The sequence below is a fragment of the Sphingomonas sp. BGYR3 genome (genome assembly GCF_025153455.1).
Classification (GTDB): domain Bacteria; phylum Pseudomonadota; class Alphaproteobacteria; order Sphingomonadales; family Sphingomonadaceae; genus Sphingomonas.
The window spans coordinates 1633508-1648785 of the sequence record NZ_JANZNT010000001.1 but is presented as its reverse complement, the minus strand read 5'-3'; the positions used below and the strand labels follow the sequence as shown (position 1 = coordinate 1648785).

The window sequence follows — 15278 nt, the reverse complement described above, 5'->3', positions numbered from 1 at the left end:
CGGGGCGGGGATAAGCGGGCATGATGATGCCCAGCAGTGATCCCGTCAATTCCCCGTCCTTGCGCCAGGACCGGCAGGGCAGGGGCGGATGGCTGCCCATCCTGATCGCCTTTGCCGCCGGGCTTGCCGCGATGGCCGCCGCCTTCTGGTTCTGGGGTCCCGACATCGCCCGGCTGCGCTCGCCCGGTGCCGCGCCCTCGCCGGCCGTCGCGCCCGAGGAGCCCGAACTGGACGCCGGACAGCGGGCCGGCCGCGTCGCCGCGCTGGAATCGCGCGAGACGGAACTGGCCGAACGGATTGCCGGGCTGGAACAGCGGCTGGCCAGTGTCGACAACGATACGCGCCTTGCCTCCAGCTTTGCGAGCCGCGCCGAAAGCCTGCTGATCGCCTTTGCCGCCCGCCGCGCGATCGATCGCGGCCTTGCCCTTGGCTATGTCGAAGGACAGCTTCGCACCCGCTTTTCGGCATCGGAGCCGGAGGCGGTGGCCACGGTCATCACCGCGGCGCGCGAACCGGTGACGCTGGAGGAACTGCGCGCCGCACTCGACACGCTTGCCCCCCGCCTGCTGGCGCAGGGGCGCAGCGAGGATTGGTGGACCGCGCTTCGCCGCGAGCTGGGTCAGCTGATCATCGTGCGCCAGGAAACGGCGCAGAGCACCCTGCCCGCCGACCGGCTGGCCCGCGCCCGCCGCCTGATCGACGCCGGTCAGGTGGAGGCCGCGCTGGCCGAGGTGAACCGGATGCCCGGCGCGGCCGCGGGACAGGCATGGATGAGCGCCGCCCGACGTTTTATCGAGGCGCGCCGCGCGCTCAACGCGCTGGAAACCGCCGCCATTCAGGGCCGGGTGATCGCCCCCGCGCTGCCCGCCAATCCGCCGCTGATCAGCGCCCCGGCCACGCCGACACCGGCCGAGCCGGTGCCTGTGCCCACCCCCTGATCGCCGCAGCCCAGATGACGCCGCCGGATCGTCAACCGGTGCTGAACGGCACGCTGGTCCAGCTCCGCCCGACCGTGGCAGCGGATTTCGACGCCCTGTTCGCCGTCGCCGCCGATCCGCTGATCTGGGCGGTGCACCCCGCCCATGACCGCTGGCAGGAACCGGTATTCCGCGCCTTTTTCGACGCAGGGCTGGCATCGGGCGGCGCGCTGACCATCCTTGACCGGGCAACCGGCGCGGTCATCGGTTCCAGCCGGTACGACAACTGGCTGCCCGATGCGGACGAAATCGAAATCGGCTGGACCTTTATCGCCCGCAGCCATTGGGGCGGCACCTATAACCGCGAGATCAAGCGGCTGATGCTGGATCACATCCACCGTTTTGTCGGAACCGCAACCTTCATGGTCGGCGCGGACAACATCCGTTCCCGCCGGGCGATGGAGAAAATCGGCGGCATCCTGCGCGACGGAACCCATCAGCGGCTGATGGCGGGCGAGATGAAGCCGCATGTCGTGTACGAGATCGCGCGGCCGTGAAGCCCCTTTCAGGCATCCGTGTGCTGGAACTGGCGCGCATCCTGGCCGGGCCGTGGTGCGGGCAGCTGCTCGCCGATCTGGGGGCGGAAGTCATCAAGGTGGAGCGGCCCGGCGCGGGGGACGATACCCGCCACTGGGGCCCGCCCTTTGTCACCGCAGCCGACGGCGCGAACCTTGACGCCGCCTATTTCCACGCCTGCAATCGCGGCAAGACCAGCCGGTTCATCGACATCACCACGCCGGACGGACAGGCAGAGGTGCGCGCGCTTGCCATGGCAAGCGATGTGGTGATCGAGAATTACAAGGTCGGCGGCCTTGCCCGCTACGGCCTTGATCACGCCAGCCTTGCCGCGCTGAACCCGCGGCTTGTCACCTGTTCGATCACCGGCTTTGGCCAGACCGGCCCCTATGCCCCGCGTGCGGGCTATGACTTCATCATTCAGGCGATGGGCGGTGCCATGTCGATGACGGGGGAGCCCGATGGCGCGCCCCAGAAATCGGGCATCGCCTATGCCGATCTGTTCACCGGCGTCTATTCGGCCGTCGCCATTCTGGCGGCGCTGCGCCAGCGGGACGAAAGCGGCCGGGGCGCGCATATCGACATGGCGCTGCTCGACACGCAGGTCGCGGTGCTCGCCAATCAGGCGCTGAACTGGATGGCCAGCGGGGTGACGCCGCACCGGGCGGGCAATGGGCACGCCAATCTCGCCCCCTATCAGGCGTTCGAGACGGCGGACGGCGCGCTGGTCGTCGCGGTCGGCAACGACGCGCAATTCGCCCGGCTGTGCGGTGTGCTGGGCCTTGCCGACATGGCCTCCGATCCCCGATTCGCAACCAATCCGGGCCGGGTTGCGAACCGGGCGGCGCTGATCCCGCCGCTGGCCGGGGCAATGCGCGGCTGGCAAAAGGCGGCGCTGTACGAGGCGCTGGAGCGGGCGGGCATCCCCGCCGGGCCGATCAACACCATCCCCGAAACCTTTGCCGATGCTCAGGTCGCGGCGCGCGGCATGGCGATCCGCCCGGATGGCGTGCCCGGCCTGGCCAGCCCCATCGTCATCGATGGCGAGCGGATGGTGGCGGACAGGGCCAGCCCCGCGCGCCCGCCGGCATCCTGACCGGTTACGGGCTGTCGGCTGCCGCCTCGTCGGCCTGTGCCGGTAACGGCTGTCCCCGCAATTGGGCCAGCACCTGCCACCCGGTGATGAACAAAGCGGCCACTAGCGGGCCGACCACGATGCCGCTGATCCCCAGCAGCTCGATCCCGCCCAGCGTGGTCACCAGGATCAGCCAGTCGGGAATCCCGGTATCGCGCCCGACCAGCAGCGGCCGCAGGATGTTGTCAACGAGGCCGATCAGCACGACGCCGGAGACGATGACTACCACCGCCTGCCAGATCGCGCCCGTCGCCAGCAGATAGATGGCAACCGGCACCCAGATGATCGCCGGGCCGATCGCCGGCAGCAGAGACGCGATTGCCATCAACACGCCCCACAGCAGCGATGCGGGCAGCCCGACGATCCAGAAGGTGATGGCCCCCAGTGCGCCCTGCGCCAGCGCGACCAGCCCCGATCCCTTGATCGTCGCGCGCACCACGACGACGAACCGTTCGGCCAGCCGATCGGCCACCGCGCGCTCCAGCGGCAGGGCGCGGACCACCGCCGGGCCAAGCTGCTCGCCATCGCGCAACAGGAAATAGGTGACATACAGGCCGACGCCGAACACCAGCAGGAAACTGGCGGCATTGGCCCCGATCGACAGCGCGCTGGTTGCCAGCATCGACGCGCTCTGCGTCAGCGCGCGGGTCAGCTGAGCCTGTACCCGTTCGAAACTGCCATAGCCGGACCGGTCGATGAACGACTGGATACGGTCAGGCAGCGCGTTGTGAACCTGCTCGAAATAGGTGGCGAAATTGATCTGTCCGCCCCGCATCTGGGTGAATACGCCCGCCGCCTGATCGACCACCATCGTTGCGATGGTGACGGCCGGGATGACCACCGACACCGTGATGATCGCAAGCGTGACCAGGGCCGCAGTATTGCGCTTGCCCGGCCAGCGTTCCAGCGCGCGCTGGAACATGGGCTGGAACAGCAATGCCGCCAGCGATGCCCAGAGCAGCGCGCCCAGGAACCCGGACACGATCATCACCATGCCGATGGTGGCCAGCGCCAGGAACAGGAACAGGCTGCCCTGCTCCACGCTGGCGCGGTTCAGCCGCATCAAACCCGCTCTCCGTTCAGCAGCCGGGGCAGCTTGCCGCTCTCGCCGCGCGCCTCGGCCATCAGGCGGTTCTTGATCGGCGGCAGCCTGTCGATTGCGCTCATGCCGAACCGACGGATGGCGGATGCGGCCTTGCCCGGCACGCCATAAATGCGGGTCAGGCTGTCCGTCGCCAGCGCGACCAGGAACGTGTCCAGTCCGCGCCACCGCTGATACCGGACCATCAGTTCCGGGTCGCCCAGGTCAAGGCCCAGCCTTTTGCCCTCCACCAGCACTTCGACCAGCGCGGCGGCATCGCGAAAGCCCAGATTGACGCCCTGCCCGGCGATCGGGTGGATGCCATGGGCCGCATCGCCGATCAGCGCCAGCCGGTCGGCGGTGATGCGTGCGGCGTGATGGAAACCCAGCGGATAGCTGGATCGCGGCGACAGGCCCCAGATGCGGCCCAGCACGCTGCCCATCCGCTTTTCCGCCTCCGCCAGATAGGCGCGCTCCGACAGTTTCAGCATCCCCGGCGCCTCGGCCGATTCGACCGTCCATACCAGCGCCGACCGGTGCCCATCGGCATCGTCCAGCATCGGCAGGATGGCAAACGGCCCGGCGGGGTAGAAAATCTCGAACGCCACATTGTCGTGCGGCACCTCGTGATGGAACGCGGTGATCATCGCCACATGATCATAGGACCAGCGGGCGACGGGAATGCCCGCTGCCTCGCGCGTCGGGGATGGCCGACCGTCCGCGCCGACCAGCAGCTGCGCACGAACTGTCGTCCCGTCGCTGAGCGTCGCGGTCACACCGTGCGGGCCACGCTCGACCTTTGTCGCGCGGGTCAACATCCGCTGATCGACATGGGCCGCATCGCGCGCTGCCTCGAACAGCGCGGTTTTCAGCCGCCAGTTCTCAATCATCACGCCCAGCGCGTCGTCCCCCGGATCAGTCAGGAAATCCAGCACGCCGGGGGCCAGCCCGTCCGTTGCGCGGATCGCGCGAATCGGACAGCCATGGTCGGCTACGCGGGAAATCACGCCGATGGCGGTCAGCATCCGGTAACTGGTGCTCGATACCGCCGACGCGCGACCATCGAATTCAGAGGCCAGAACGACGGCCGGATCGGCGGGATCGACGATGATCGACGTGACGCCGTGCACGTCCAGCGCGACGGCCAGGGCATTGCCGACCAGCCCTCCGCCAAGGATAAGGACATCGGCCTGGGCATCGGCGGGGGCGGGGGCAGTCGGTTCCATGGGCAACCATCTAATGCGCTGCGCATCCGCTGCCAATGGCGACCGCTTGACGCCAGACTCCGGTCAAGCGAGACTCCGGCCGCGCTCTCTTCCATTCATCGTTCCGGAATTTCGACCATGGCCAGCCGCCCGTCCCCAATGCTGATGCGATCGGCGATCCGCGACGGCGCGGTCCGCTCCATGGCCCTGATCGGCGGGCTGGCGCTGCTGGTCCTCACCCTTCTGGCGGGCGTGGCGCTGGCCACCTATTCGCCGGCCGATCCTGCGCTCAACACGGCGGCGGGCGGGCTGGTGATGAACCGGATGGGCATTGTGGGTGCCTATGTCGCCGAACTGATCCTGTTCCTGTTTGGCGTTGCGGGCGTCCTTTTGCTGCCGCTTGGCCTGGTCATCGCCTGGCGATTGCTGCGCGATACCGGCCTTGGCGGCTGGCGCGGGATGCTGCGCGACTGCGTGATCGGCGTGCTGCTGATGGGGCTGGCCATGGGGTTTCTGTGGCGCGATGCGATGGCGGACCTGCCGGCCGGCTGGGGCGGCATCGTCGGCCTGGGCGTTGCTGGCGGGGTGCGGTCGCTGATCGAGCTGATTGGTGAGCCGGTGGTCACGTTATGGGCGTCGCGGCTGCTGGCGGTGGCCTCGTTCCTTGGCGGGGTGATGCTGTGGTCGCGCGCTTTGTCCATTGCCTGGCCGCGCCCGTCGCTGCGTCTGCCGCGTCTGCGCCGCGATGGCGGGGATGCCGCTGCCGCACCCGCCCCGGCGCGGGAACGTCGCAGCGCCCCCGTGCCGTTCGACAGTGACGAGGATGACGTGACCGGCATCGAGGATGCGGCCCCCCGCCGCCCGGTGATTGCCGAACCGCGCCCTGCGCCCGTCATCGCCGATCGCGCCGCGCCGCCTGCCGTGGCAAAGCCAAAGGCGGTGCAGACCAGTTTCGACCTCAAGGACGATTATCGCCTGCCCCCGATCGACCTGCTGAAACCATCGCCGCCGCGCAAGAATGCGGGCGCCGACCGTGCCGCGCTGGAGCGCAATTCCCGCCTCCTTGAAACCGTGCTCGACGATTTCAACGTGAAGGGTCAGATTGTTAAGGTGTCGCCCGGCCCGGTCGTCACCATGTACGAACTGGAACCGGCGGCTGGGATCAAGGCCAGCCGCGTCATCGCGCTGGCCGACGACATCGCCCGCAACATGAGCGCGATCTCCGCCCGCGTCGCCACCATTCCGGGGCGCAGCGTGATCGGCATCGAACTGCCCAACGCCAATCGCGAGATGGTCAGCCTGCATGAACTGGTCGCCAGCCAGTCGTTCGAGGACATGAACGCGCAGCTGCCCATCGTGCTGGGCAAGAACATCGCGGGCGATCCCGTCATCGCCGATCTGGCCCCCATGCCGCACCTGCTGGTCGCGGGCACCACCGGTTCGGGCAAGTCGGTCGGCCTCAATGCCATGATCCTGTCGCTGCTCTATCGCCTGACCCCCGATCAGTGTCGCATGATCATGATCGACCCCAAGATGCTGGAACTCAGCATCTACAAGGGCATCCCGCACCTGCTCGCCGATGTGGTGACCGAGCCGCCAAAGGCGGTGCGCGCGCTGAAATGGGCGGTCGAGCAGATGGAGGAACGCTATCGCATGATGGCGAACGTCAATGTCCGCAACCTCGCCAGCTTCAACGAAAAGGTTCGCACCGCCCGTGCCAAGGGCGAAAAGCTGGGCCGCCGGGTTCAGGTCGGATATGAGGACGGCAAACCGGTATATGAGGAGGAAATCCTCGACCTGACCCCGCTGCCCCAGATCGTGATCGTGGTGGACGAACTGGCCGACCTGATGATGACCGCGGGCAAGGAGGTGGAATTCCTGATCCAGCGGCTGGCGCAAAAGGCGCGAGCGGCGGGCATCCACCTGATCATGGCGACGCAGCGCCCCTCGGTCGACGTCATCACCGGCGTCATCAAGGCGAACTTGCCCCGCCGCATCAGTTTCCACGTCACGTCCAAGATCGATTCGCGCACGATCCTCGGCGAACAGGGCGCCGAACAGCTGCTGGGCAAGGGCGATATGCTCTACATGTCCGGCGGCAAGCAGCTTGCCCGCATCCACGGCCCGTTCGTCAGCGACGAGGAGGTTCAGGCGGTGGCCGATCACTGGCGCGCCCAGGGCGAACCCGATTATATCGACGCCGTGACCGAGGAGCCGGAGGATGGCGGCTTCGCGCTCGACGGTTCCCCCGTCGACGGCGACAGCCCGGAAGACAATCAGTACCGCCAAGCGATCATGTTCGTCGCGTCAAACCAGAAAGCATCGACCAGCTGGCTCCAGCGCCAGATGCGCATCGGCTACAACTCCGCCGCTCGCCTGATCGAGCGGATGGAAAAGGACGGGCTGGTCGGCCGCCCCGACCATGTCGGCCGGCGCGAAGTGCTGATGGACGAGGACGGCCGCCCGCTGAACTGATCGCAACCCGATGGGTTCACCGCGCGTTCAATGCCGCCGGCCTAGCCCGTGTCCGATGATCTGGAGAATGACCCCCATGTTCCGCCCCCTTGGCGCCGCCCTTGCGCTGACCGCCCTTGCAGCACCCGTCGCCATCCATGCACAGGCGCAGAATGTGACGCTGGCCGATGTGCAGCGCCATCTGTCCGCGACCGAAACCATGACCGCCGCGTTCAGCCAGACCGACCGCGCGGGCAAGGTGCTGACCGGCACGCTCACCCTGAAAAAACCCGGCAAGATCCGTTTCCAATATGAAAAGGGCGTGCCGATCCTGATCGTCAGCGACGGCAAATCGCTCTATTTCCTCGACTATCAGGTGGGTCAGAAACAGCGCTGGCCCGTCGGCAATTCGCCGCTGTCGATCCTGCTCAATCCCGATCGCGACGCATCGAAATATGCGCGCATCGTGCCCAGCGTCGATCCCGGCGTGGTGACGGTGGAGGCCTATGATCCCAAGCGGCCCGAATATGGCCGGATCCGCCTGATCTTCGTGCGCAATGCCGCTGCGCCTGCGGGCCTGATGCTGCAGGGCTGGGTCGCCACGGACGCGCAGAGCAACCGCACGACGATCCGCCTGAGCCAGCAGAAGTTCAACGGTCCGGTGGGCGACAACGCCTTCAAGTTCAACGAACCGCGCAAGCCCGCCCGGCCAAGCTGAACGCTTCCGTTCATATTGGGGCAATCTTGCCGCTGCTATTTCCGATCATGTGACGCGCCCCGCCGGGATTCCCCCCTGTTGCCCGGCCCCCGCGTGTCACGCCTGCGTGACGAACGCACGGTTGGCCCCTGTTCCATGCCCCCGGAGCAGGGGCCTTTCCGTTTCCGGTTGAGGCGGCACCGGCCCGCTTCCCCGTCATAAGGCCTTCCAATCTGGCGGAAGCGCGCATCGCCCGCTACATCCCGGCCATGGCCAGCCTGCGCATTGCATCGTGGAACATCAATTCCGTCCGGTTTCGCATGGAAATCGTCGAACGGTTCCTGACCGAATCGGCACCGGACATCCTGTGTCTTCAGGAAACCAAGGTCATCGATAGCGATTTCCCGCACGCCCCGTTCAGGGCGCTCGGCTATGACCATATCGCCCTTAACGGTCAGCGGATGCACCATGGCGTTGCCGTGATCAGCCGCGTTCCCCTGGCCGAGGACGACCGCCTCGACTGGCAGGCGAATGGAGAGGCGCGGCATATCGGCGTGCGGCTGGCCAATGGCCTTCGCCTCGAAAATGTCTATGTGCCCGCCGGCGGCGACATTCCCGACCGGGAAGCCAATCCAAAGTTCGGGCAGAAACTCGATTTCATCGAACGCATGACTCAGTGGTCAGCGGGCCTGTCGGGTCAGCCGGTGCTGTTGGTCGGCGATTTCAACATCGCGCCGCTGGAAAGCGATGTGTGGAGCCACAAGCAACTGCTCGACGTGGTCAGCCACACGCCGGTGGAGGTGGAGGCGCTCGCCCGGCTTCAGGCGGCGAACGACTGGGTCGATCTGGGCCGCCAGTTCGTGCCCCCGCCCGCGCGTCTCTATACCTGGTGGAGCTACCGGGCAAAGGATTGGCTGGCATCGGATCGCGGCCGCCGCCTCGACCATATGTGGGCAAGCCGCGACGTGGCGGCCCGCGCCGTCGCGCACCGCGTCCATGAACATTGCCGCAGCTGGCTGAAACCGTCCGACCATATCCCCATCGAAACCGAGTTCGATTTCTGATGGACGCGCCCCGCCGGGTTGCGCGCGCCATGGATGCGCTGCGCCGCGGCTGGCCGGTCACGCTGGCCGGGCCGGACGGGGCATTGTCGCTGCTGGGAATCGAAACCGCGGACGATGCGCGGCTGGCGGCGTTCGATCCCGATGGCCGGGCGGCGATCCTGATCAGCTTTGGCCGCGCGGCAACGCTCAAGCTCGCCAATCAGCTTGGCGCGGCACAGCCCGATGCACCCGTCTGGGTCGATCGTGCGCCCTGGATCGATTTCCGCATCGCCACGGCGCTGGCCGATCCGCAACTGGACATGGCGACGCCGATGAAGGGGCCGTTCCGTGCGGTCCCGGGCCATGCCCCCGCCGCCTCTGCCGCCGCGCTGATCCTGGCCCGCAATGCCGGTCTGCTGCCCGCTTTTTTCGCGGTTCCCGGCGATCCGGCCGATCCCGATGCGATCAGCCCCGACGACATCGCGGCGCATGACGATCCCGTCCGCCTGACCATCGCCGCGCGTGCGCGCCTGCCCGTCGCGGTGGCGGAGGATGCGGAAATCGTCGCCTTTCGCACGCCAGAGGGGCCGGGCGAGCATGTCGCGCTGTTGATCGGTCAACCCGACGGCAATCCGCCGCTGGTTCGCCTGCACAGCGAATGCCTGACCGGCGATGTGCTGGGCAGCCTGAAATGCGATTGCGGGCCGCAGCTGCAAGCCGCGCTGGCCGCGATCCGGGCAAATGGCTGGGGCATCCTCCTTTATCTGCGTCAGGAAGGACGCGGCATCGGCCTCATCAACAAACTGCGCGCCTATGCGCTGCAGGATCAGGGCTATGACACCGTCGATGCCAATACCCGGCTGGGCTTTGCCATCGACGCACGCGATTTTCGCGTGGCGGCCCGGATGCTGGCGCTGATGGGTCAGCGGCGGGTGCGCCTGCTGACCAACAACCCGAAAAAGGTCGCGGGGCTGGAGGCGGCGGGCATCGCGGTGGCGGAACGGGTGGCGCACAAGCTGCCGCCCAACCCGCACAACGAACGCTATCTCGCCACCAAACGCGACCGGACGGGGCATCAGCTCTAGGGACGGCGGGCACCGCGCGCCCGCGCATTCCTGGCCGCCAAATCGGTCCCCGAATCAGTGCCCGCCCCGACAGGCGAGCGCGTCGAGGATGTCGTCGATGCGCGCCGGATCGCCCGCCGCAACCACTTCGCCATTGCTGCCGGCGTGCAGCGGATCGCCCGACCAGTCGCACATCCGCCCGCCCGCGCCCTCGACCACCGGCACCAGCGCGGCGAAATCGTGGAGCTTCAGCCCCGCCTCGACCACCACGTCGATCCATCCGCTGGCGACGCTGGCATAGTTATAGCAATCTCCGCCCAGCACGGTGGAGCGGACCGCCCCGTCCAGATGCTCGAACGCGTGCAGCTGATCGTCGGTGAACAGCGCCGGGCTGGTTGTCGCCAACAGCGCGTCGGCCAGCGCCTGACAGGTGCGCGTCCGCGCCGGGGTGCCGTTGAACAGCGTCTGCCGACCAACCGCGCCGACCCATCGTTCCTTCAGCACCGGCTGGTCGATCACGCCCAGTACGGGCCAACCATCCTCAATCAACGCGATCAGCGTGCCGAAAATCGGCCGTCCGGCGATGAAGGCGCGGGTGCCGTCAATGGGGTCGAGCACCCAGACGCGCCCGCTGGTCCCCTCGCGCACGCCGAACTCTTCGCCGTGAATCCCATCCATCGGCCGCTCGGCGACAAGCAAGCGGCGCATCGCCTCCTCCGCCTCGCGGTCGGCCAGGGTGACGGGCGATGCGTCCGCCTTGGTGACAAGGCCCGCCTCGCCCCGGAAATAGCGGCGGATGACGGCGCCCGCCGCATCGGCAAGCTGTTCGGCAAGGGCAAGGTCTTGAGAGGAAACGGCCATATCGCCCGTTAGAGCATTGCCGCGCTGAGGGAAACCGTCGGCGATCGCACATCCGCTTCACGGAACCGCAACATCGCCGTGTCACGCCAATGTCATGCGCATCCCGATCGCTCTTGCCGCCCTGATTGCTCCGCTGCCCGTCGCGGCACAGACCCGCATCCTGCCCGACCGGCCAGCGGACGCGGGGGCGGCCGTCGACGGCGTGCCGGTGTTCATCGTCAATGAAGGGGTGGATCCGGCCACGGTCCCGCTGCCCAGCCGGATCGACGTGGTGGCCGCCGACGGCACGCCGCTGACGCTGTTCCGGGAGGGGGAAGCGAGCGTCACCGTCGCGCCCGGCGGATTTGCCCGCGCCCGCTATCGCAATGTCGATCCGCGCGCGGCGGCGCTGGCCCGCGCCGACGGTGCCGATGCCGCGCCTTCGCCAGCGGTGGCCAAAGCTGGCGAACTGGTGATGGCCGACAGCGACGCGGGTGCCGATCGTGGTTTCCTGACCCGGTTTCGTCCGCATGAGCCGGTTTATGGCGCGTTCGGCCTGGCCGACGATGGCGCGAAACTGCAACTGAGCGTCGCCGTTCAGCCCTTTGCCGATGACAGCGCGCTGGCCGGGCTGCGCGTCGCCTGGACCCAGACGATGTTCTGGGCGCTTCAGGAACCGTCCGGGCCGATCCGCGAACAGATCTATAGTCCCGAGATTTTCTGGCAGCTGCCAATTGCCGATGGCTGGACCGGTGCGGCTGGCTGGCGGCACGATTCGAACGGCAAGGGGACGGCCGGATCCATCGACGCGAACCGGATCTATGCCCGCGTGACCCGCGATTTCGACCTTGGCGATGGCTGGTCGGCCAGCATCACGCCGCAGGCATGGTTTTATGTCGGTACGCAGGGGACTGCCCCGGATCTTGAGGACTATTGGGGTTATGGGTCGGTTCAGGCCGCGCTGGTTCAGCGCGACCGGCTGAAGCTGGCGGCGACGCTGCGCGGCAATCCGGCAACGGGGCGCGGCGCGGTGGAAGGGTTCGTGTCCTATCCGCTGACGCGGCTGGGCGGCGGGCTTGGCCTGTCGCTGTTCGGACAGGTGTTTACCGGCCATGGCGAAACGCTCAGCGACTATCGACTGCGCTCCACCGCCGCGCGGCTTGGCATAGCCTTTGTGCGGTAATCGACTTTGCAGGCCGGGGGCACTACACCGGGCTGTCTGTTTATGGAGTGAAGCCAATGCGTCGTCTTGCCCTGACCCTGATGGCCGTCGCCCTTGTCGCCATGCCGGCCAGCGCCGCGCTGAAGCAGGGGGCAAAGGCGCCGATGTTCGTCACTCAGGGCGCGATGGCGGGCAAGGTGACCAAGGTGGACCTCAAGGCCGAGCTGAAGCGCGGGCCGGTCGTCCTCTATTTCTTCCCCGCCGCCTTCACCAGCGGCTGCAATGCCGAGGCAAAGGCCTTTGCCGACCAGCTTGATCAGTTCAAGGCGGCGGGCGCGACCGTCATCGGCATGTCGGCCGACGATGTGCCCACGCTGCAGCGCTTTTCGAATGAGCATTGTGCGGGCAAGTTCCGCGTGGCCAATGCCAGCCCTGCGCTGGTCAAGCAGTTCGACGTGGCGCTGGGCCGCGAAATGAACGGCCGCGCGATCACCAACCGCACCAGCTATGTCATCGCGCCCGATGGCAGCATCCTGCTGTCGCACACGGACATGAGCCCGATGTCGCACATCCGCGAAACCCTGGCTGCCGCCAAGCGCTATCGGGCCAGCCGCGGCTGATCCCGGCTCGCCGGTTGCCGGACGGTTAACGTCCTAGCAACCGGCTATTAGCCTTTTTCCGATAGGTCATTGGCATAACGATGGCGCATCCGGGCCATTGTCGAATGCGATGAAGCGGGAAGGGGCGACATGGCCAGTCAAGTTGCCATGGGTTCAATCGGCCAAAAGGTCGGCGGTGAAGGATTGTTCGGGCGGATCGGGTCGTTCTTGACGAATCAGCGGCTCGATCCGAATCCGGCAAACTACACCTTTGCCTATCATGTCGTCGCCGATCCGGATGGCCCGATCGCCAAGGCAGTGGCTGCCCTGACCGACGGCGGCGTGCGCCTGACCGCCCGCGAGGTCGATTCGATCGGCGGGCATATCGAAGGCGGGTCCGCCGACAGCGCAACGACTCTGTCCGAACAGCGCCGCCTGGTCGAAGGCCTCGTGGCCCGCACCCAGATGCAGGTGCAGGGTTTCGAGGACATGATGCGCGACATGCAGGCGGAAACCGCCGATTTCGGTCGTGACCTTGCCGAAAGCGCCGCCGCAATCGCAACGCCCCACAGCGATGACGAGACGTTCGAAACCGTCATCGACAAGGTGAAATTCATCACCGGCACGATGCTGGAACGCGTGCGGGTCGCTGAATCGCGGCTTGATCTGGCAACGCGCGAGGCAAGCGAGCTGCGTGCCAAACTGGAAGAGGCGCGCGACAATGCCCGCCGCGACCCGCTGACCGACTTGCCCAACCGCCGCGCGTTCGAAGAGGCGTTCCAGGCGCAGGCCGCAACGGGCGAGCCGCTGATCGTCGCGATCTGCGACATCGACCATTTCAAGGCGGTCAACGACCAGTTCGGCCACGCGGTGGGCGACCGGGTGCTGAAGGCGATCGGCCAGGCGCTGGCCGGCCAGTGCACGGGCCATTTCGTGGCCCGGCATGGTGGTGAGGAGTTTGCGATCCTGTTTACGGGGATCGAGCCCGACGAGGCGGAGCGGCTGCTCGACACCTGTCGCCATGTGGTTGCCCGCAAGCGGTATCGGCTGCGCGAAACCGATATGCCGGTGGGCGAGCTGACCTTTTCGGGCGGCATGACCTCCATCATGCCCGGTGAGCCGCTGACCGAAGCATTTCAGCGCGCGGATGTGGAACTGTATCGCGCCAAAGAATCGGGCAGGAACCGAATCTGCGCAAATTGGTGAAATGCGCCGATGAAAGGTGTAAATTGCCGGTTCATATAGGCATTCAATACCAATATTGCCAAAGCCGTTTTTCAACCCATTGAAAATGCTCGAAAAGTGAAACTGGCACGCTCTCTGCAAAGCATGGTGCATCAGCGACGGACGGTCCGATACGCTGGATACAGGGAGTGAAAATCATGATGAATGTTTCCAATGTTTCGCGTCAGCTGGTCTCGCTGGTCGGCGCGCTGTTCGTCACTGTTGTCCTGGTTGCCTCGGCGACCCCGGTCCTGCCGATCGCCTGATCGCGGCATGACCGCCACCGGCCCCGGGCGGGAGCGTCATTCGCAGCGCTGACCCGCCCGGACAGGCCGAGACATCGGCGGAACTGATCGGAACCGCCCGCCGTTCCCTTGCCAAGCATCAGGCAAGGAGAGCCCCAATGTCCGATCCCATCGACATGTTGCACGAAGACGCGCTGCCCGGCGAAGAGGCGTTGCTGACGCCGGCACCCGACTGGCAGCCACGCTATCCCGGTTCCGGCCGGCTGAGCGGGAAGGTGGCTGTCATCACCGGCGCAGACAGCGGCATCGGGCGAGCCGTTGCAGCATTGTTCGCCCGCGAAGGCGCCGATATCGCCATCGTCTATCTGAACGAGCATGACGATGCGGACGAAAGCCGGCGCATCGTCGAAGCAGAGGGTCGCCGCGCCATCACGATTGCCGGCGATATCGGTGACAAATCCTTTTGTGCCGCCGCCGCGCAAACCGTGATCGATGCGTTCAGCACCGTCGATATCCTGGTCAACAATGCCGGGGAACAGCATCCCGACAAGGAGCTGACCGACATCAGCGAGCATCAGCTGCGCCGGACATTTCAGACCAATGTCTTCGGCATGTTCTTCATGACGCAGGCCGTGCTGCCGCATTTGAAGTCCGGGTCCGCCATCGTGAACTGCACTTCCGTCACCAGTTATCAGGGCGAGCCCGAGCTGCTCGACTATTCGTCGACCAAAGGGGCGATCACTGCCTTTACGCGGGCCCTGTCCGAAAATCTGATCGGCAAGGGGATCCGGGTGAACGGCGTCGCGCCAGGTCCCATATGGACGCCGCTTAATCCGATGGGCGGGGCTTCACCCGAAAAGCTCGCGCATTTTGGCGAAGGGACGCCGATGGGCCGGCCGGGCCAGCCCAATGAGGTTGCCCCCGCCTTTCTGTTTCTGGCCTGCGACGATTCCAGCTACATGTCGGGACAGGTGCTGCATCCCAATGGAGGCACCATCGTCAACGGGTGAAACCTAGGGCCGGCGGACGGGCATGC

At 66.7% G+C, this 15278-nt stretch carries 14 protein-coding genes; 11 read left to right on the top strand and 3 right to left on the bottom strand.

Features of this window, described 5'->3' with window-relative positions; translation table 11 throughout:
- Nucleotides 1–20 precede the first annotated feature (20 nt).
- Genes NYR55_RS07785 through NYR55_RS07775 form a run of 3 tightly spaced genes read left to right on the top strand, consistent with a single transcriptional unit; the run spans nucleotide 21 to nucleotide 2589 of the window.
- A complete protein-coding gene (locus tag NYR55_RS07785; RefSeq protein ID WP_260020634.1) occupies nucleotides 21–938 on the top strand; it encodes a hypothetical protein in 918 nt (305 codons plus the stop codon).
- Between the two features lie 14 nt (nucleotides 939–952).
- A complete protein-coding gene (locus NYR55_RS07780; RefSeq protein WP_260020633.1) occupies nucleotides 953–1474 on the top strand; it encodes a GNAT family N-acetyltransferase in 522 nt (173 codons plus the stop codon).
- The gene (locus NYR55_RS07775) at nucleotides 1471–2589 is read left to right on the top strand and encodes a CaiB/BaiF CoA-transferase family protein (RefSeq protein WP_260020632.1); all 1119 of its coding nucleotides are present in this window, start codon (nucleotides 1471–1473) and stop codon (nucleotides 2587–2589) included. Before NYR55_RS07780 ends, NYR55_RS07775 begins: the two co-directional genes overlap by 4 nt.
- Before the next feature lie 4 nt (nucleotides 2590–2593).
- On the opposite strand, the gene NYR55_RS07770 is transcribed toward NYR55_RS07775, so the two are convergent.
- Complete coding sequence (locus NYR55_RS07770) at nucleotides 2594–3691, bottom strand: AI-2E family transporter (protein ID WP_260020631.1); 1098 nt, start codon at nucleotides 3689–3691, stop codon at nucleotides 2594–2596.
- Nucleotides 3691–4935: a UbiH/UbiF/VisC/COQ6 family ubiquinone biosynthesis hydroxylase gene (locus NYR55_RS07765; protein ID WP_260020630.1), complete on the bottom strand. Its 1245-nt coding sequence runs from the start codon at nucleotides 4933–4935 to the stop codon at nucleotides 3691–3693. The genes NYR55_RS07770 and NYR55_RS07765 overlap by 1 nt, the downstream gene beginning before the upstream one ends.
- Before the next feature lie 117 nt (nucleotides 4936–5052).
- Here NYR55_RS07765 and NYR55_RS07760 point away from each other — a divergent pair, with 117 nt between their 5' ends.
- The 4 genes from NYR55_RS07760 to ribA all read left to right on the top strand — a co-directional run bounded on the left by NYR55_RS07760 (nucleotide 5053) and on the right by ribA (nucleotide 10193).
- Entirely contained in the window at nucleotides 5053–7389 is a 2337-nt protein-coding gene (locus NYR55_RS07760) for a DNA translocase FtsK 4TM domain-containing protein (RefSeq protein ID WP_260020629.1), read from the top strand.
- Between the two features lie 67 nt (nucleotides 7390–7456).
- A complete protein-coding gene (locus tag NYR55_RS07755) occupies nucleotides 7457–8086 on the top strand; it encodes an outer membrane lipoprotein carrier protein LolA (protein WP_260020628.1) in 630 nt (209 codons plus the stop codon).
- A 248-nt stretch (nucleotides 8087–8334) separates the two neighbouring features.
- Nucleotides 8335–9129, top strand: a complete 795-nt coding sequence (locus NYR55_RS07750; protein WP_260020627.1) for an exodeoxyribonuclease III — start codon at nucleotides 8335–8337, stop codon at nucleotides 9127–9129.
- On the top strand, nucleotides 9129–10193 hold the full coding sequence (ribA, locus tag NYR55_RS07745) for a GTP cyclohydrolase II (RefSeq protein ID WP_260020625.1): 1065 nt from the start codon (nucleotides 9129–9131) through the stop codon (nucleotides 10191–10193). Before NYR55_RS07750 ends, ribA begins: the two co-directional genes overlap by 1 nt.
- Before the next feature lie 54 nt (nucleotides 10194–10247).
- Here the strand turns inward: ribA and hisN are convergent, their stop codons facing one another.
- Nucleotides 10248–11033, bottom strand: a complete 786-nt coding sequence (hisN, locus tag NYR55_RS07740; protein ID WP_260020623.1) for a histidinol-phosphatase — start codon at nucleotides 11031–11033, stop codon at nucleotides 10248–10250.
- Nucleotides 11034–11127: 94 nt separating this feature from the next.
- Between hisN and NYR55_RS07735 the strand changes: the two genes are divergently transcribed.
- From NYR55_RS07735 to NYR55_RS07720, 4 genes are all read left to right on the top strand, one after another.
- Nucleotides 11128–12195, top strand: a complete 1068-nt coding sequence (locus NYR55_RS07735) for a phospholipase A (RefSeq protein WP_260020622.1) — start codon at nucleotides 11128–11130, stop codon at nucleotides 12193–12195.
- Between the two features lie 56 nt (nucleotides 12196–12251).
- Nucleotides 12252–12794: a peroxiredoxin gene (locus NYR55_RS07730; RefSeq protein WP_260020621.1), complete on the top strand. Its 543-nt coding sequence runs from the start codon at nucleotides 12252–12254 to the stop codon at nucleotides 12792–12794.
- Nucleotides 12795–12941: 147 nt separating this feature from the next.
- Nucleotides 12942–13979 (top strand): sensor domain-containing diguanylate cyclase, encoded by a 1038-nt coding sequence (locus NYR55_RS07725; RefSeq protein WP_260020620.1) that lies wholly within the window; start codon nucleotides 12942–12944, stop codon nucleotides 13977–13979.
- A gap of 421 nt (nucleotides 13980–14400) precedes the next feature.
- A complete protein-coding gene (locus NYR55_RS07720) occupies nucleotides 14401–15252 on the top strand; it encodes an SDR family oxidoreductase (protein ID WP_260020619.1) in 852 nt (283 codons plus the stop codon).
- Nucleotides 15253–15278 lie beyond the last annotated feature (26 nt).